15 protein-coding genes and 1 other annotated feature are annotated in these 17,836 nt (G+C 57.8%); of the genes, 4 read left to right on the forward strand and 11 right to left on the reverse strand.

All coding sequences use genetic code 11. The annotated features are described in order from the left end of the window. Nucleotides 1–111: 111 nt before the first annotated feature. The 3 genes from metG to D7M11_RS12095 all read right to left on the reverse strand — a co-directional run bounded on the left by metG (nucleotide 112) and on the right by D7M11_RS12095 (nucleotide 3,888). A complete protein-coding gene (gene metG, locus D7M11_RS12085; RefSeq protein WP_120747468.1) occupies nucleotides 112–2,115 on the reverse strand; it encodes a methionine--tRNA ligase in 2,004 nt (667 codons plus the stop codon). 68 nt (nucleotides 2,116–2,183) lie between these two features. Next, nucleotides 2,184–2,439 (reverse strand) — a binding site (T-box leader). 42 nt (nucleotides 2,440–2,481) lie between these two features. Beyond that, entirely contained in the window at nucleotides 2,482–2,769 is a 288-nt protein-coding gene (yidD, locus tag D7M11_RS12090; RefSeq protein WP_120747469.1) for a membrane protein insertion efficiency factor YidD, read from the reverse strand. Nucleotides 2,770–2,910: 141 nt separating this feature from the next. Beyond that, nucleotides 2,911–3,888, reverse strand: a complete 978-nt coding sequence (locus D7M11_RS12095; protein ID WP_120747470.1) for an ABC transporter substrate-binding protein — start codon at nucleotides 3,886–3,888, stop codon at nucleotides 2,911–2,913. 267 nt (nucleotides 3,889–4,155) lie between these two features. Between D7M11_RS12095 and D7M11_RS12100 the strand changes: the two genes are divergently transcribed. From D7M11_RS12100 to D7M11_RS12110, 3 genes are read left to right on the forward strand one after another with little or no spacing between them, the layout of a single operon-like run. Further along, nucleotides 4,156–5,166 carry a FecCD family ABC transporter permease gene (locus tag D7M11_RS12100; protein ID WP_120747471.1) on the forward strand — a complete coding sequence of 337 codons (1,011 nt, stop codon included), beginning with the start codon at nucleotides 4,156–4,158 and terminating at the stop codon, nucleotides 5,164–5,166. Next, entirely contained in the window at nucleotides 5,163–6,200 is a 1,038-nt protein-coding gene (locus D7M11_RS12105; protein ID WP_120747472.1) for a FecCD family ABC transporter permease, read from the forward strand. The genes D7M11_RS12100 and D7M11_RS12105 overlap by 4 nt, the downstream gene beginning before the upstream one ends. A 36-nt stretch (nucleotides 6,201–6,236) precedes the next feature. Next, nucleotides 6,237–7,058: an ABC transporter ATP-binding protein gene (locus D7M11_RS12110; RefSeq protein WP_120747473.1), complete on the forward strand. Its 822-nt coding sequence runs from the start codon at nucleotides 6,237–6,239 to the stop codon at nucleotides 7,056–7,058. 76 nt (nucleotides 7,059–7,134) lie between these two features. Here the strand turns inward: D7M11_RS12110 and D7M11_RS12115 are convergent, their stop codons facing one another. The 5 genes from D7M11_RS12115 to D7M11_RS12135 form a co-directional block, all read right to left on the reverse strand. Next, the gene (locus D7M11_RS12115; RefSeq protein WP_120747474.1) at nucleotides 7,135–8,196 is read right to left on the reverse strand and encodes a Gfo/Idh/MocA family protein; all 1,062 of its coding nucleotides are present in this window, start codon (nucleotides 8,194–8,196) and stop codon (nucleotides 7,135–7,137) included. A 142-nt stretch (nucleotides 8,197–8,338) separates the two neighbouring features. Then, nucleotides 8,339–9,142 carry a pyruvate, water dikinase regulatory protein gene (locus tag D7M11_RS12120; protein WP_120747475.1) on the reverse strand — a complete coding sequence of 268 codons (804 nt, stop codon included), beginning with the start codon at nucleotides 9,140–9,142 and terminating at the stop codon, nucleotides 8,339–8,341. 15 nt (nucleotides 9,143–9,157) lie between these two features. Then, nucleotides 9,158–9,799, reverse strand: coding sequence for a helix-turn-helix transcriptional regulator (locus tag D7M11_RS12125; RefSeq protein WP_240041066.1), 642 nt, complete (start codon nucleotides 9,797–9,799; stop codon nucleotides 9,158–9,160). Nucleotides 9,800–9,943: 144 nt separating this feature from the next. Then, nucleotides 9,944–12,733 (reverse strand): pyruvate, phosphate dikinase, encoded by a 2,790-nt coding sequence (gene ppdK / locus D7M11_RS12130; protein ID WP_120747476.1) that lies wholly within the window; start codon nucleotides 12,731–12,733, stop codon nucleotides 9,944–9,946. Next, nucleotides 12,726–12,890: a GapA-binding peptide SR1P gene (locus D7M11_RS12135; RefSeq protein WP_240041067.1), complete on the reverse strand. Its 165-nt coding sequence runs from the start codon at nucleotides 12,888–12,890 to the stop codon at nucleotides 12,726–12,728. The genes ppdK and D7M11_RS12135 overlap by 8 nt, the downstream gene beginning before the upstream one ends. Before the next feature lie 328 nt (nucleotides 12,891–13,218). On the opposite strand from D7M11_RS12135, the gene D7M11_RS12140 reads away from it, so the two are divergent. Then, entirely contained in the window at nucleotides 13,219–13,716 is a 498-nt protein-coding gene (locus tag D7M11_RS12140; RefSeq protein ID WP_120747477.1) for an Hsp20/alpha crystallin family protein, read from the forward strand. Between the two features lie 50 nt (nucleotides 13,717–13,766). Here D7M11_RS12140 and D7M11_RS12145 read toward each other — a convergent pair whose 3' ends face one another. From D7M11_RS12145 to D7M11_RS12155, 3 genes are all read right to left on the reverse strand, one after another. Beyond that, nucleotides 13,767–14,606 (reverse strand): alpha/beta hydrolase family protein, encoded by an 840-nt coding sequence (locus D7M11_RS12145; RefSeq protein ID WP_120747478.1) that lies wholly within the window; start codon nucleotides 14,604–14,606, stop codon nucleotides 13,767–13,769. 120 nt (nucleotides 14,607–14,726) lie between these two features. Then, a complete protein-coding gene (locus tag D7M11_RS12150; protein ID WP_158606566.1) occupies nucleotides 14,727–16,016 on the reverse strand; it encodes a neutral/alkaline non-lysosomal ceramidase N-terminal domain-containing protein in 1,290 nt (429 codons plus the stop codon). Between the two features lie 115 nt (nucleotides 16,017–16,131). Then, the gene (locus D7M11_RS12155; RefSeq protein WP_120747480.1) at nucleotides 16,132–17,766 is read right to left on the reverse strand and encodes an extracellular solute-binding protein; all 1,635 of its coding nucleotides are present in this window, start codon (nucleotides 17,764–17,766) and stop codon (nucleotides 16,132–16,134) included. Between the last annotated feature and the right edge of the window lie 70 nt (nucleotides 17,767–17,836).

Here is a 17,836-nt window from a genome sequence, read left to right on the forward strand (position 1 = left end):
AAATCGTTCTCTCTCGCTTGTCAACCGAAACTTTTCCGCTCGTATGCAGCCAAAAGCCTTCGCTTGCCTGTAAACACAGGCGCGAAGGCTTCTCTGTAGCTGTTAGCTTCGTTATTTCACAATCGCTCCTACCGGAATATCTTCCGCCACGGAAGCGAGCGTCAGGCTGTCGCCTTCCGAAGCGGCGAGAATCATCCCCTGCGACAGCTCGCCGCGCAGCTTGACCGGCTTCAGGTTCGCCACGACGATCACCTTGCGGCCGATCAGTTCATCCGGCTTGTAATACTTGGCGATGCCGGAGACGACCTGGCGCTTCTCGTAGCCGAGATCGAGCTGCAGCTTAAGCAGCTTGTCGGCGCCCTTCACCGGCTCGGCGGCGAGCACCTGGGCGACGCGCAGCTCTACCTTGAGGAAATCGTCGATCCCGATTTCCTCAAGCGCCTCAGTCGCAGGAGAAGCGGCCGGGGCTGCTTGGGCGGCCTGCTCTTTCCCGCCGCCCTTCGCCTGTTCCGCCTGCGCCGCAGGAGCCGCCGCGCCGCCCATCGATTCGATCAGATAGGCGATCTCGGGAGCGACCTCGAGACGCGGGAACAGCGTATCGCCTTTGTTCACCTTCGTACCGGCCGGCAGCAGTCCGAACGTCCGCACACTATCCCATTCGGTCAGACGTCCGTCGCCGGCGATGCCAAGCTGCTCCCATATTCTCTGCGGCGTGCGCGTCATGAACGGCTGCAGCAGGACGGAGATGATGCGGATCGATTCGGCCAGATGGTACAGCACCGAACCGAGCTGCGGATGGGTCGCCTCGTCTTTGGCCAGCGCCCACGGCTGCGTTTCGTCGATGTATTTGTTCGTACGGCCGATCAACTGCCAGATGGATGCGAGCGCGATGGAAAACTCCAGCTTCTCCATCCCTTCCTCCATCTTCTGGACGGCCTGAGCCGCCGTTTCGCGCAGCGAAGCGTCGAAGGCGGTCGCTCCCGGTACGCTAGGCTGAATGTCGCCGCCGAAATATTTGTCGATCATGACTACGGTCCGGTTGAGCAGATTGCCCAGGTCGTTCGCTAGGTCAAAGTTGACCCGCTCGATAAATCCTTCCGGCGTGAATACTCCATCCTGCCCAAACGGAACGTCGCGTAGCAGGAAGTAACGAAGCGCGTCGAGTCCGTAGCGCTCGATAAGCAGCACCGGATCGATGACGTTGCCCTTCGACTTCGACATTTTCCCTTCCTTCGTAAGGAACCAGCCGTGAGCGAACACCTTCTTCGGCAGCGGCAGGTCGAGCGCCATCAGCATAACCGGCCAGTAAATCGTATGGAAGCGGATGATGTCCTTACCGACCAGATGAACGTCCGCCGGCCAGTAAGAACGGAACTTCACATCGTCCGTCGTGTAGCCGAGCGCCGTAATATAGTTGGACAACGCGTCGATCCAGACATAGATGACATGCTCCGGCTGCCCCGGCACCTTGATTCCCCAATCGAACGTGTTGCGGGAAACGGCGAGATCTTCGAGCCCTTGCTTGACGAAGCTGATCATCTCGTTGCGCCGCGTTTCCGGCTGGATGAAGTCCGGGTTTTCTTCATAATATTGCAGCAGCCGGTCGGCGTATTTGCTCAGGCGCAAAAAGTAGTTTTGCTCCTTCACCTTCTCGACGGGACGGCCGCAGTCCGGACAATTGCCGTCTACGAGCTGCCGTTCCAGCACGTAAGATTCGCAAGGCGTACAATACCAGCCTTCGTATTCGCCGAGATAAATGTCGCCCTGATCCAGCAGCCGCTGAAAAATGCGCTGCACGACATCTTTATGGCGCGGCTCCGTCGTTCGGATAAAGTCATCGTACGAGATGTCCAGCTTGCTCCAAAGCGACTTGATGCCGGTCACGATGCCGTCTACGAACGTTTGCGGCGAGACGCCCTTCTCGGCCGCCTTGCGCTCGATTTTTTGCCCGTGCTCGTCCGTTCCGGTCAAATACATGACGTCGTAGCCTCTCAGCCGCTTGTAACGGGCCATTGCATCACCCGCTACGGTCGTGTACGCGTGGCCGATATGAAGCTTATCGCTAGGATAGTAGATCGGTGTCGTCAAATAAAATGTCTTTTTGTTATCGCTCATGTTCCTTGCCCCTTTGCTCTTATTGAAATTGACGGTATTCCTTAGAAAAATGCAAAAAACTCCCGTCCACATGGGACGAGAGTTGTTACTCACGCGGTACCACCCAAATTCCCCCGCTGAGCTTGCGACAGCAGGGCTTTCGTACAAGTCTGTTCCAGACTTGCCCCCGTAACGCTGGTTTGCGTCGCGGCCTAAAGGGCTTCTTGCCCGCTCGACGGCGATTCCTCCCGGACCATCTTCCGAAACGCTTCTACGCCGGTTTTCACCATTTCCGGCTCTCTGGGTTAGAAACGGGCTTCGTACTTTTCCGTTCAACGGATTCCAATATGAGGTTACCCCTATTCTATGCAAACGCGGCGCGCCATGTCAAGTCGCCTCCCGCTCAGTCCTCTCGTCCGGGTGTGGAGGTACCGGATCGAAGCCGCCGGGATGAAACGGATGGCATTTGCATAAACGCTTGACGGCCATCCAGCTCCCTTTGGCCGGGCCGTACACCTCGATCGCCTCGAGCGCATACGCCGAGCAGCTCGGATAAAACCGGCATGTCGGCGGCTTCAGCGGCGATATCCATTTGCGGTAAAACCGGATCGGGAGCTGCAGCGCCGATTTTGCAGCGCGTCCTTTTCCCGGCTCTTGAGTCGGCTGACCCGTCATCGCGAACACTTCCCGTAAGTATAACGTTTCCCAGTATCATAGCACAAAACCGTTCTCGATGCGCTGTCAGCCTATGCACCCGTTCGATCGCCGCAACAAAAAAACGGCCTGCGAGCGCTCGCAGCCGTTTCCTGCCGTTCATCAAGGCTTAACTTCAAATACCCGGTACAAATCGTCGATCAAAAGGTTGGCCGCCTTCACGCCGCCCGCCGTATTCCAGACCGTATCGCTTACTTTGAACGCCTTTTTGTTTTTGACTACGTTCAGGTTGTTCCACAGCGGGTCCTTCACCCAGTCCTCTTCCATCTTGGACGCTTTGCCGTCGCCGGTTTCATAGGTGAAGTAGAACAGCAGGTCGCCTTCCATATCCGGAATGCGTTCCTTCGTCACATCGTCCGCGAACGTTTCCTTGTTTTGCTTGTCCGGACGGGCGATGCCCGCTTGCTTGAAAATAACGCCGGCGAACGTATCGTTGTAATAAATCCGCGCGGTGGCCGGCATAAAGCGGACCAGCGATACTTTCTGCTTCAGCTTATCTCCCGCCTTCGTTTTGAAGTCGGCAAGACGCTTGTCGAAGTCCGCCATTATTTTCTCGCCTTCCGCCTTCTTGCCTACCGCTTCGGCATACAGCTTGAAGTTGATTTTCCAGTCGCCGCGAAGTTCGGTCGAGTAAACGGTCGGCGCAATTTTGGACAGCTGGTCATACACTTTCTCGATCCGCATTTTGTTGCCGATAATCAGATCCGGCTTCAGCGCCGCAATGTCCTCGATATTCGGCTGGCTTTCGGTTCCGACGTTTTTGACGCCTTGCATATCCGCTTTAATATGATCGTACCACGGATCGCCGACCCACGACTTGACCGCGCCGACAGGCTTGATGCCAAGCGCAAGAAGCGCCTCGGTGCCTTCATTGGTCAGGATGACGACACGCTGCGGCGGTTTCGGAATCGGCGTTTCGCCCATAGCGTGCTTAACCGTATAGCTCTGGTTCGCTCCCGACGAACCGTTTGTCGGTGCAGGCTCCGCCGCTTTTTTGTCCGAGCATCCGGCTAGTATAACGCCGGCTCCGAACACGGCTGTAAGCACAACCGATCCGAGCCGGTTCCATTTCTTCAACATGTCTAAAACTCCCCCTCAAGATGTGTACACGTAGCTGGTCCCATCATTCACGGTTTAAATTTCTGAGAATGATTATCAATTCCAGAACAAATCTTACACATTCTCTTTTGCAAAGTCAATACTTTTTCATTCATGTTCATGCCGTTTTCATATTTACCTTTTAATGAGAATGAATATCAAGATCATTGACAGACTCGGCTCAATCCCCTACACTAAATGAAGCAGAAATACATCTCATCCACGCTCCTATATAGAAAGAGGATTTTTATGCAACCGGTTTTGCGACATGCGGGCGGGAAGCTGGCGGGCCTGACGATCGCTGTCCTGCTGCTCGTTTGCGCCCTATACGCCAGCATCGTTTACGGCGTCATTGGAACGAGCTGGAAAACGGCCATCGACGCCTACCTTCATTTTGACGGCTCCAACGAACATATTGCGATCAAGCAGCTCCGGGTTCCGCGCGCGCTCATCGCCGCGGCCGTCGGGGCGAGTCTCGGCATCGCCGGAACGATCCTTCAGGCGCTGACCAAAAATCCGCTCGCCGATCTCGGACTGATGGGGATCAACTCGGGAGCAGGTCTCGCCATCGTCTGCGCCGTCAGCTTTTTCTCGGTTAGCTCGCTAGCCGACTATACATGGATCGCCTTTATCGGCGCTGTTGGAAGCGGCATCGTCGTTTACATACTCGGCTCCGCCGGCAGGGACGGCTTATCCCCGCTCAAGGTAACGCTGGCGGGAGCGGCCGTAACCGCGCTGGCCTCCTCCATGATTCACGCGCTGCTGCTGGTCGACAAGCGGGGCATGGAAGAAGTGCTGTACTGGCTTGCCGGCTCCGTACAAGGCCGCAGCCTGACGCTGCTCGGGGATGTATTTCCGTTTATGGCCGCAGCCTGGATCGGCGCGATCGCCATATCCGCTCCGATGAACACGCTGCTTCTTGGCGACGACGTCGCCAAAGGGCTCGGCCAGCGCACGCTGCTCGTGAAGGCCGTCGCGGGCGCCATCGTGATGACGCTGTGCGCCACTTCCGTAGCGGTTGCCGGACCGATCGCCTTCATCGGACTCGTCACGCCGCATATATGCCGCTATCTGGTCGGCGGCGACATTCGCTGGATGACTCCGTTCTCCGCTCTCGTCGGCGCGATACTGCTCATCGCCGCCGATATAGCCGGCCGGTTCGTCGCCATGCCCGGAGAGATGCCGATCGGCGTCATGACCGCTCTGATCGGAACGCCTTTCTTCATTTACGCGGCGCGTAAGGGGTGGTCCGGCAAATGAGCAAATACATGTCAATACGGCTGAAGAGGCTTCGCCTTTCGGGGCTGATCGATAAACGTTCTCTGCTCGTAGCCGCGATACTCGCCGCCATCCTGATCGCGGTCGTGATCGCCAGCGCGGCGATCGGCTCGATGCGAATCAGCCCGTTATCCGTCCTTCAAATATTGTTCGGCGGAGGCGACGAAGGCGAGGCGACGGTCGTGCTACAGTTCCGCATGCCGCGCATCGTCGTCGCTCTGCTCGTCGGCATGCTGCTCGCCGCATCCGGCGCCATTTTGCAAGGCATGATCCGCAACCCGCTCGCTTCGCCGGACATCATGGGCATTACCGGCGGGGCATCGGCTGCAGCCGTCGCCTTCATCACATTCATGCCGCTCGCGAGCATCGCCTACTTGCCTCTCGCCGCCATGCTGGGCGCCATTGTTGCAACGGCCGTTATCTACGTGCTCGCCTGGAAAAAAGGAGTCTCTCCCATGAGGCTCGTTCTGATCGGCATCGGCATTGAGGCGACGATGAAGGCCGCAACGACGCTGATGATCGTCAGAAGCCAGTTTTACTCGGCGAGCAAGGCGCTTACGTGGCTGACCGGCACCGTTTACGGCTCCAGTTGGTCGAATGTGCTTACGCTGCTGCCGTGGACGCTTGTGCTCCTGCCGCTAGCCTTCTTTATGGGCCGGACGCTGAACGTGCTTCAGCTCGGCGACGATACGGCCGCCGGCGCGGGAAGCCGGGTCGACCGGGACCGGCTGCTGCTGCTGCTCTTGTGCGTCGGCACGGCCGGGGCAGCCGTAGCGGTCGGGGGCGCAATCGGCTTCGTCGCGCTGCTCGCTCCTCATGCGGCCCGCAAGCTGGTCGGCTCCTCGTTCGGCGGACTGATCGTAGCCTCGATGCTGCTCGGAGGCATTATCGTCACGGCTGCCGATCTGATCGCAAGAACCGCCTTCGCGCCGCTGGACTTGCCCGTCGGCATTTTCACATCGCTTATCGGAGCGCCGTTCTTCTTATACCTGCTGTACAAAAACCGCAACGCCTGATCGGCGTCACCATACCATTTCAGGGAGAGATGATCCATGAAAGCGATCGAGACGAAATCGCTCACGCTGTCGTACGGCGAGCTGCCCATTATCGAAAATCTAGACCTCGTCATACCGAAAGGGCAAGTGACCGTTCTGATCGGCGGCAACGGCTCGGGCAAATCGACGCTGCTCCGCTCGATGGCCCGCCTGCTGAAGCCGGATGGAGGCTCGGTCGTACTAGATGGGTCGCCGATCGCCAAAATGTCCACGAAGGAAGTCGCCAGGCAGCTTGCCATCTTGCCGCAAGGGCCTACGGCGCCGGAAGGCTTGACCGTCCTTCAGCTCGTCAAGCAGGGCCGTTACCCGCATCAAAACTGGCTCAAGCAATGGTCGGAGGAAGACGAGCGGATGGTAACGCGCGCGCTTCAGGCAACCGGGATGGACAGCTTCGCGGAACGTCCCGTAGACTCGCTTTCGGGCGGCCAGCGGCAGCGGGCGTGGATCGCCATGACGCTGGCGCAAGGGACGAAGACGATCCTGCTCGACGAGCCGACGACTTATCTCGACTTGACGCATCAAATCGAGGTGCTGGATCTGTTGTTCGAGCTGAACGAACACGAGAACCGGACGATCGTCATGGTGCTGCACGATATTAACCTGGCTTGTCGGTACGCCCACCATATCGTCGCCGTCAAGGACAAGACGGTGTATGCCAGCGGAGATCCGGAAACGATCGTGAACGAGCAATTGATCCGCCACGTCTTCGACATGGAATGCCGGATCGTGCCGGACCCGATATTCGGTACGCCGATGTGCGTGCCTCTCGGTAAAGGACGCAGCGCCGCAGCGCGCTCGAAGGTCGTCGTATCTGCCTAAGCTCGGCCACAGCGCCTGTAGACGACGCAACGCCAAAACGCTCCGATCCCTGACGGGAACCGGAGCGTTTTCTTTATTATGAAAAATAAAGTTCTTTGCCTTGCTCGGCGGACTCGTAAATGCCGCACAGCATCTTCATCATCTCGACGCCGTCGTCGACGGAGCTGATCGGCGTTTTGCCGCTGAGGCAGCAGTCGACGAAATGGTCGATCTGGTTCTGGAACGCTTCCTTGACGTTGAGGCCGAGCGAATTGACCTGCGGCGTCACGTTCAGGATCGTATCGTATTTCTCGGTAATGATCGCCAGCTCCGGCTCGATTTCGCAGCCGCCCTTCGTTCCGTACAGCTTCGCCGATATTTCGTTCTTCTGCGCATGGAGCGTGAAGCTGACATCCACCATGAGCGAGGCGCCGTTTTCAAAGCGGATGACGGCGTTCGCCAAATCTTCTACCGTGTTTTTCGAAGCGTCGTAATCGGCCGCCTTGTAGAAGTTCAGATGCTTCACGTTAGCCCGGTTGCCCAGACGGTTGTACGCGTTGCCGCTGATCGACTTCACCTTCGGGCGGCCCATCAAATACCAGCACACATCGATCATATGAACGCCGAGATCGATCAGCGGGCCACCGCCGGAGCGGGACTTGTCCGCAAACCAGCCGCCCGGGTTGCCAAGCCTGCGCAAGCAGGACGCTTTCGCGTAATAAATTTCGCCCAAGTCGCCGCTGTCGATAAACTGCTTCAAAAGCTGCGTATTGGATGCGTACCGGCGAACAAAGCCGACCTGGACGAGCTTGCCCGTCCGGCGAACAGCCTCCTGTACCCGCAGCGCTTCTTCAACAGTTGTGCTGAGCGGCTTCTCCACGAGAACGTGCTTGCCCGCATTCAGCGCCTGAACGGCGAGATCGGCGTGCGTGTTGTTCCAGGTGCATATGCTTACCGCTTCCAGTCCGGGATCGGCCAGCAATTCGGCGATGCTCGTGTACACCTTGGCAAAGCCATATTTCTCGGCCAAATTTTTGGCCCGCTGCTCGTTCAAATCGCATACCGCATACATCTCGACATTCGGGTTGTTTTGATAGGAGCCCATATGCAGCTCGGATATCGATCCGGCCCCGATGACCCCTACTTTCAGCTTGCTCATCTCTCGCATTCCTCCGATTATGGCGGTTTCTGAATCCATGGGAGCCTGTAAACTCCCTATATAGAATACCCGGAGTTTGGCCGCAGAGACAAGCTTATTCGGACAGAAAATTCGCAGCTTCGGACGTTTTTATACAGCTCTCTTACAAATAACCGAGGATGATGCCCGCCGTCTCCTCGATCGCCTTGTCCGTCACGTCGATGACCGGACAGCCGATCCGTTTCATAATATCGTGAGCATATTCCAGCTCCTCGGAAATGCGCTGCAGCGTCGCGTATTTCGCCCCGTACGGAAGCCCGACGGCACGCAGCCGTTCCGTGCGAATTTTGAGCAGCTGGTCGGCCTCCATCGTCAGCCCGACGACCCGATTGCCGGGAAGCTGAAGCAGCTGCTGCGGAGCTTTTACCTCCGGGACGAGCGGAAAGTTGCCGACCTTGTAACCTTTATGCGCCAAAAAAATGCTGAGAGGCGTCTTCGATGTCCGCGAAACCCCGATCAGCACGATATTCGCCTGCAGCAGCAGGTTCGAGTCGCGGCCGTCGTCGCACTTGACCGCATATTCGATCGCTTCGACCCGCCGGAAGTAAGCGTCGTCCATTTCGTGCAGCAAGCCGGGCTTGCGCTTCGGCGAATCGTTAAACGTGTCGATGAACGCCTGCATCATCGGCCCCATAATGTCCACGGCGCGAACGGCGAGACGGACCGCTTCCTCCTTCATCATCTCCCGCAGCTCCGGCTGGACCAGTGTAAACGCGACAAATCCGCCGCTTTTCGCCGCTTCTTCCACGACCGCTCTGACTTCGTCCTCGCTTTTCATATGACTGATCCGTTTGATCTTCACCTGATGCGCGTCGAACTGGCGAATCGTCGCCTTCACGACCGCCTCCGCCGTCTCGCCGACGGCGTCCGAGCAAATGTATATGAACTGCTGTCGTTCCTCGCTCATTTCCGCTCCCCCTGGTTATACGTCTACGACTCCGCTACCTCCGACAAGCAGCTTCGTCATCGTGGTCTTCGTAATGCGTCCGACAACTTCCCACCTCTCGGGATCGTCCGGATGGCGAACGACCACGGGCAAACCGTCCACCTGATGATGAATCATTTTCCGCCCGGCATCCAGCACCGTATCGTCGGGAGATGCGGTCACTACATTCGGATGGCGCGTCATGACGAGGCTTACCGGCATCGCCGAAGCCGCAGGATTGCCTAGTGTGACCTTCAGCAAATCTTTGCGAGAGATAACGCCTACAAGCGCTCCCGATTCGTCCGTGACGATAAGGCTTCCGACGTTTTCCATAAACAAGGTGACGACCGCATCGTTCACTGTCGCCGATTCGCGAATATTAACCGGCAGCGATAATACGTCCTTCACCTTCATGGACGTAATGACCGCGGCGGTCCGTTCCTGTTCGGCGGAAACTTGTCCCGGAAAATAACCGACCTTCGGCTTCGCGTCCAAATGCCCGAGCATGACAAGCAGCGCCAGGTCGGATCGAATCGTGGGACGGCTGAGCTGAAACATTTCCGCAATTTGTTCGCCGGTAATCGGCGCGTGCAGCTTGACGAGCCGGACGATTTCCAACTGACGTGGCGATAACTGCATGACATCCCCCTTCTCTCGAACGGAAGCCGAAAGCATCGTTTGCTTTCGGCTCGTTCGACATCGATATTATAATGTTAGCGCGAATTCGGCGCAATTGCCACTACAAAACAGCGTTTTTTGCCTTCGGGGTCCCCGCAAAGTAACTTACGCGTTCCGACCCGCAAGCTCGGGCTCCCGCTGCGCCGTCTCTGCTCCGGGGGCGGCGCCAAGCGCGATTCTCGCCTGTGCCGCCGCGATCCGGGCGAGAGGAATGCGGTACGGCGAGCAGCTCACATAGTCGAGACCGGCCGCATGGCAGAAAAAGATCGACTGCGGATCGCCGCCATGCTCGCCGCAAACGCCGGTTTTCAGATCGCTGCGGGTCGCTTTCCCCTGGCGCAGCGCCCATTCGATCAACTGTCCGACCCCTTCGCGGTCCAGCGTCTGGAACGGATTGTGCGGCAGCAGCTTGTGATCGACATAATGGCTCAAAAACTTGCCTTCGGCATCGTCGCGGCTGCAGCCGTACGTCATCTGCGTCAAATCGTTCGTGCCGAAGGAGAAAAAGTCGGCGCATTCGGCGATTTGTCCGGCTGTCAGCGCGGCGCGCGGCACTTCGATCATCGTGCCGACCTTATAGGAGCAGCGGCTCGCCTGATCGCCCAGCACCCGCTCCGCCATGCGCTCGATCCGCTCCCGCAAAAAGCGCAGCTCGTTCACATGCCCGACAAGCGGAATCATGACTTCCGGAACGACGGCGACACCCTCGTTCAAGCATATAAGCGCCGCGCGGAACACCGCCTCCGCCTGCATATCGTAAATTTCCGGGAACAACACCCCGAGCCGGCAGCCGCGCTGGCCGAGCATCGGATTGGCCTCGTGAAGGGAGCGCACTTTGCGCAGCATCGTTTCCAGATCCTGAAGCTGGGCTTTGCGCTCTTTCGAAGCGTCTGCGCCGCTCGCGATGCCGGCCGACAGATCGGCTACCCGCTGGCGAAGCTCCTCGGCATTCGGCAAAAACTCGTGCAGCGGCGGGTCGAGCAGCCGGATCGTCACCGGCAGCCCGTCCATCGCCCGGAACAACCCTTCGAAATCGCCCTGCTGCATCGGCAGCAGCTTCATTAGCGCCAGCTCCCGCTCCGCCGTCGTCTCCGCCAGGATCATCTCGCGGACCGCCGGAAGCCGGTCCGGCGCAAGAAACATATGCTCCGTACGGCACAGTCCGATGCCTTCCGCGCCGAACTCCCGCGCTTTGGCGGCATCGAGCGGATTGTCGGCATTGGCGGCAACGCGCAGCGTCCGGATGGAATCCGCCCAATCGAGCAGCTTCCGCAGCTCGTCAGACATATCTCCCGCACGCAGCGGAACTTCGCCGCGGATGACGCGCCCCGTCGAGCCGTCGATCGACACGGCGTCCCCTTCGCGGATAACCGCCCCGCCGGCGCGGAACTCGCGAGCTTCCACATCGATACGCGCTTCCTCGCAGCCGCATACGCAAGGCTTGCCCATTCCGCGGGCGACGACCGCCGCATGGCTCGTCATGCCGCCGCGGCTTGTAAGAACACCTTCGGCGGCGAGTACGCCGTGAATGTCCTCCGGCGTCGTTTCCGAACGGATCAGAATGACGCGGCGTCCGGCTCGCGCCCATTCTTCGGCCTTGTCGGCGTCGAACACCGCTTCGCCCGTCGCCGCTCCCGGCGATGCCGGAAGCCCCGTTGCCACGACGTCGAGAACGGCATCGGCCGGTATCGCCGGATGCAGCAGTTGATCCAGATGGCCGATCTCAATGCGCGCTATCGCCTCTTCTCGGGTCAGCAGCCCTTCCTCCACCAGATCGGCGTTAATTTTCATCGCCGCCTGGGCGGAACGTTTGCCGGCTCGGGTCTGAAGCAAGTACAGCTTGCCATGCTCGACTGTAAACTCAATGTCTTGCATATCGCGGTAGTGACGCTCAAGCAGCTCGGCCGTTTGCTTCAGGCTGGCGTAAACGCCCGGCATCTCCCGCTCGAGCGTAGCGATCGGCAGCGGAGTACGGACGCCGGCTACGACATCCTCGCCCTGGGCGTTCGTCAAATATTCGCCGAACAACGCCTTCTCGCCGGTTGACGGATTACGCGTAAATACGACTCCGGTGCCGCAATCGTCGCCCTTGTTGCCGAACACCATCGCCTGGATGTTAACCGCCGTTCCCTGCTCGTCGGGGATGCGGTTTACTTTGCGGTATACTTTCGCCCGATGATTGTTCCACGAGCGGAATACGGCCTCGACGGCCAGCTTCAATTGCTCGCTTACGGACTGAGGGAACGGCTTGCCGCTTGTTTTAACGATCAATTCCTTATACAGCTCGACCAGCCGTTCCCAGCCTTCCCCGCTCACATCGCGGTCTTGCTCCGCGCCTTCTGCCGACTTCAGCTCGTGAAGCAGCTTTTCGAAGCGAATCGGCTCGATGCCGAACACAACGTTGCCGAACATCTGAATCAGCCTGCGGTAGCAGTCGTAAGCGAACCGGCTGTTCCCCGACAAGGCCGCCACGCCGCGCACCGTTTCGTCGTTCAGCCCGACGTTTAATATCGTATCCATCATACCCGGCATGGAGGTGACCGAACCGGAGCGGACGGAAACAAGCAGCGGTTTCGAGGCATCGCCGAACGTTTTCTGCTGCACAGCCTCCAGCTGGCGGAGCGCCGCGTCCACTTCTTCCATCAGTCCGTCCGGCAGCTTGGCGCCGCACGCATAATAGGCGCGGCACGCTTCCGTCGTAATCGTGAAGCCCGGGGGAACCGGGAGCCCGGCATTGATCATTTCGGCCAAATTCGCGCCTTTGCCGCCAAGCTCCGCTTTCATCCCCGCGTTTCCTTGCTCGAACGATTTCACCCAGCCGGCGCCGGCGTTCGTTTCGCGTTCCCCCGTTTGATCCTTGCTTCGATCCGTTCCGCTTTGCTTGCCGTCATTCATTCTCCGTCTCTCCTTGTCGGGTTCCTCTCCGGCATGAATCGTTCGTGCAGCAGCCGTACAGGACGGTCACCTTCTCCGTTTCGACTTCATCAATGTGACGGCCGCAGTGCCCACATACGATAAGACCCAACTTCACGCTTTGATCGATCGATTTCATGCCGGATCGCCTCCATATTTGAATAGGATGTACTGAATCAGTAACACCTTACAAAAACCTTATATAATACATACCATATAAATAATTATGACGCAATATATATTTGCACATTTTCCATCCGCCAGTTACACCAAACTATACGCTCCCTAAGCGAAAATCAGAACTTTCGAGCAAAAAAATACCGGTCGGCTGCTGCCTCCGGCGATGCTCCGTTTTCGTTTATGACGTCATAATGCTTAGCAGCTTCCAGCCGCTTACCTGCACGAACCCTCCGGGACAATAGCACATACAATTAGGATAAGACCACTATATAGGGAGAGATGCTGTTATGGAAACTCAGCGCTCGCGGAACGCTCCGCCGAATGAGGAGCGCGGCTTCGATTGGGGGCAATTCGAAAAGCTGTTCGACGATCTTTTTCCGAACGCGATACCGGGGATGAAGGGCGATTCGATATCGCGCATCGGGCAGTTCGTTCGCGGCATCATGGACCGTTCGGTTGCTCCGAATCAGTCGGCTCCCTCCTCATCGAGAGCGGATAGAGAGGCCCGTTCCGGATTATTCCAGGCGGATGTGAGCGAAACGCTCAAATTCGTGAAGATTCGGGTGCCGATCCCCGAATACGTCGACCCGCGCAAGCTGCAATTGTTCGTAAACGGTATGACCTTCAAAATCGAAGGGCCGCTCGGTAACATGCAGACGTTCCCGCTGCCCGCCGCGGTCGGGCTCAAATCGATGCAAGCCGAATACCGGGATCAGGCGTTGTACATCAAATTGCACAAAAAAAACGGTCCGGGTTATAAGGAACTGTTCGTCCGTTATCCCTGACCGCATCATGTTCGGTTCCGGCGAGGCGCCTATCCGCCCCATCTATCCCGCTAAATTTCCCAGTTGTGCCATTCCCGCTTGCGCTTCTCGTTGTACGTCAGCCACTCCAGCGTTCTGTCGTAAAGCTCCCGCTTGCTCCCGCCGGTCGTGTACGTATGATCCGCCTGAAAGATCAGCTCCATGTCGCATTGCCCGTAAGAGCGCATCCAGAACAGCTTCTGGTACAGCGAGCAATAGTCGGTTGGGATAACGCTATCCGACGTTCCGTGGGCGAGAAAAACGTCTCCGGTAAATTTGCGGATTTGCGCAAACGGCTGGTGCTCCGACAGCGATTCGAAGAAGGATGGACGCAGGGAATACCCCATATAATCGGCAGAACCGTATTGAACCGCATGATCGTACGTCGATTGCCCGACGATGCGCAATATATCGTTGAACGGGTGGGCAACCGCCGACCACAGCAGCAGCGTTTTCACTCGCCGGTCCTGAGCGGCGGTCAGCAGCGCCACCGCACCGCCCAGACTATGCCCGAGCAGCGATACCCGGTTTGGATCGACATAGTCGATTTCCAGCGCATAATCGAGCACAACCCGGGTCTGCTCGATCATCGCATTCAGTCCGCCTTCGCCGTAATCGCCCGTGCTTTCGCCGCATCCGGCATAATCGAAGCGGAGCACCATGTAGCCGGCGGCGGCGAATTGGCGGGCGGCGTTGACGAACAAGCGGTCCACGCCGATCCGGCTGCCGATGAAGCCGTGGCAGATTACGATGAGCGGACAATGTCCCCCCTGGTTCCCCTTGACATCCTTCCCCTCCCCCGTTTGGATCGGGTAGTGCAACGATGCCTTCAGCTCGGTCGAACCGTACATAATCGTAATCGCTCGCTCCATCGTTCATGTCCTCCTTCGCAGCCGCCTCATATGACGGCCTCTCCGCATTCAATTTATTATAATTCCTATGTGTTTACTATGATTTTATACTTTATCATCTCCCTCACACCCTGTCAATGCTCATTCGCGGACGATTTCGCCAATCCTGGCGCGTATCGTCTCTTCAATGCTCTCCTCGAACGTGCTCGGCATATGGAAATAATAGGTCGACAGTACGGGCTCGTAGCCGCCGTATCCGATCTGCTTCTTGGTCGGCACGTACCCGATCATCCCGTTCGAATACGGTACCGGCAGTATTTGGCCGCCCGATCGCTCTTTGAGGAACAGACCGTATTCAACAACAACTTCCGCATTCATGACGAGTAGAGACAGCCCCTCCGCAATGTCCAGCCGGTTCATTTCCAGTACAAGCTGCTGCGGCCTTTCCTCCAGCATGGCCAGCATCGCGACCGCCCATTCGTCGTACGGCGATTCTCCCTTAGCCGCCATCTGCTCCAGCTGCTCTCTGCCGGGCAAACGTTTCAGCGGCAGCGGCTGCTCGCATGCTGTCCCCTTCAAGACGGCAGGCTCAAGCCGCCGCATCTCGGCATCAAGCACGCCGCTTACGGTATCCGCCAGCCGGCTGCCGAAGTAGTCGATGATCGCATATTCGTCCGTTAGTTCCGCGGGTGCGCTGGATTTGAAAATATTGATGTCGCCGCAAGCTCCTTGCAGGAACAGGCACACCGTCTGCCCGCCCAACCTCGTCTCCAGCTTATCCATAGCCGCGCCTGTAAATTCGGACGATACGCGGTTCACATTCGTCGTCACCGGATGGCAAGTGTAATGAACGATAACCGCCTTGGTCGTCCCCCTTTCGGTTCGCGCCCGGATAACGGTGACCTCCGGATCGGCCGGCCCGTCAGGGTTATATCCTCCCGCTACCTTCCCGTTCTTGTACAGACGGCGCTGGATGCCGATGTCGGACGAAGCGACTCCCTTCTCCAGCGCAACCGGCTCCGCACTACGCTCCGCTTGCCCGATCGCCTCGTACAGCCTGTTCTCCAAAAAGTCCACATATCCGGCGTCCGCCTGCCCGAGCAGCCGATGAAAGACGAAGCTCGTTTGCGGCCCGGAATGACTGTGCGTGCCATTCAGCACGATGGCGGCCGGCTCCAGGCCCCACCGTTCATGCAGCTTTTGGCGAATAATCGGGACGCGGTCCGATCCCCACCACAGCAGATCGGCGGAGACGATAACGGCATTGCTTACGGTTCCGTCCTCCTTGCGCTCCCGCAAATATAGCGCCCTGAGGTACAGGCGGCTGTGAACGTCCTCGAAGGGCTTGTTTTGTCTGACGGCGAAGCCGGCTAACGGCACCGCTTGTTCCGGTGTAATATCCACTTTGGCCGATCCGATTTCCAGGCTCATGGAGATTCCTCCTTTGGCTTTATGCTCCATCGTATATGCATACGGGTTTATCATACCGCCTCGGAGGGGGCGGGCATGTGTCAAAATCGAGCCTAACTCCGGACATTTTCGCGGATCAGTCGGCGCTGAACGTAACCTTCCGCCCCAGCGCATTCGTAATTTGCTGCGCATACGTATCGAAGATCGCCCTTCCCTTGTGTTTGCCGAGCAGTTCGTCCAAATACGCCGGCCAATTCGCGGAATCTTTGTCCTCGAACAGCGTTTTCGCCTGAAGGGCGCGCATCTCTTTGCGGTACGTTCCGATATCGACTCCCGGCGGCGGCGCCACATTCGTGCCGAGCTCATACAGCTTGAGCGTTTGGAACAGCCGCAGTATGGATCGGTCGTGTTCCGTTTCGCGCGGGTCGAAAATCGTCAGGCCGATCGCCGCCGGGTCCTTCACCTTGTAGCCGAAGACGCTTCCCCATATTTCCGTAAAATTGCCGTTTGCGCCTATTTCCTTCTGAATCGCGTCGGGAATAAGCGTAATTTTGCTGCCGTAGCGCTTGTAATGCACGTTTTCTTTGCCGATATGGGTCAGCAGCCAGCCTTCCGGACTTGCGAGATAATCCAGTATTTCCACCGTGCGGCGGGCCTTTGCCTCAGTCGTCTTGGCGCCGAGCATGAACGGAATGCCCGGAATCGGCGCGTACGTTACCGGAATATTGCCTGCAATATGAAACGCCTCGAAGGTGGCGTTTTCGTTGCCCGTCATTTCGCGCGTCTTTTTTTGCACGCTGTTCGGGGAATGATCGAAGGCGATATCGCGCACATTGCTGAAAAAAATGCCGGCCTTCCCCTGCTGCACCCGGCTCATATTTTCGCCGGCCTTGTTCTTGAACCAGTCCGGGTCGATAATCTTCATCTCCATCATCGCGCGAATATCGTCCAGCACGAGAGCCGTCCGCGTATTCGTTCCGCTATCGATCAATCGGCCCCCCTCGTCGATATAAAAACCGGGGGTCAAGCCGTACTTGAACCACTGCGGCATATCGTTCGGAATCGCCATGCCCGAGCCGGTGGACGTATAACCGTACGTGTCGTTTTTGCCGTTGCCATCCGGGTCCTCGAAGGTGAAAGCTTTCATGACGGCGATCATTTCGTCATAATTCGTTGGCACCTTGAGCTGCAAGGACGGATTTTTATTGTTCAGCGCATCGATCCAGTCTTTGCGCACGTAATAAGCCCCATAGTAATTTTTGGAAAAAGGCACCGGCGCTCTGCGGAACGTTTGCCCCGCCTGGTATCGCTTCACTTCGTCCGGCGTCACCCATTTGAAGTAATTCGGCATCGCCAGCGGGGTGACGTACGGCGTCAAATCCGCCGCCGCCCCTTCCCTGATATAACCGTACGATTTGGCGCCGTCCGCCTGGAACATGTCGGGCGGATTATCTCCGGCCAGCAGAGCGTTCAGCTTACTCGTATACATATCGCCCATCGGCAAATATTCCAGCCGCAGATCGACTTTGAACTTATCCTCGATCGTTTTCTTTATAAAATCTTTGCCTGCCCCGGGCAAGCTCGGCCCGCTCTCCGGAATCGCGATCATCCAAAACAGGCTCAGCTTGTCGTCCTTTTGTTCCGGCACGGGTTTCGTTCCTTCCGGGACGGCTGCCGGCGGCGCGGGCGGGGCTGCGGTTTGCCCGCAAGAGGCGAGCAAAAGCGCGGAAGCGGCTACGATCGTTATTACAAGCTGCGGCAGCTTGGTCACAGCGTCCCTCCTCTTAAACGTATGCTATGGCCAGAAGTACCATGATGCATGTTTCGACAACCGTTCGGGT

Origin of the sequence: Paenibacillus ginsengarvi (assembly GCF_003626695.1) — a bacterium.
GTDB lineage: Bacteria > Bacillota > Bacilli > Paenibacillales > NBRC-103111 > Paenibacillus_AB > Paenibacillus_AB ginsengarvi.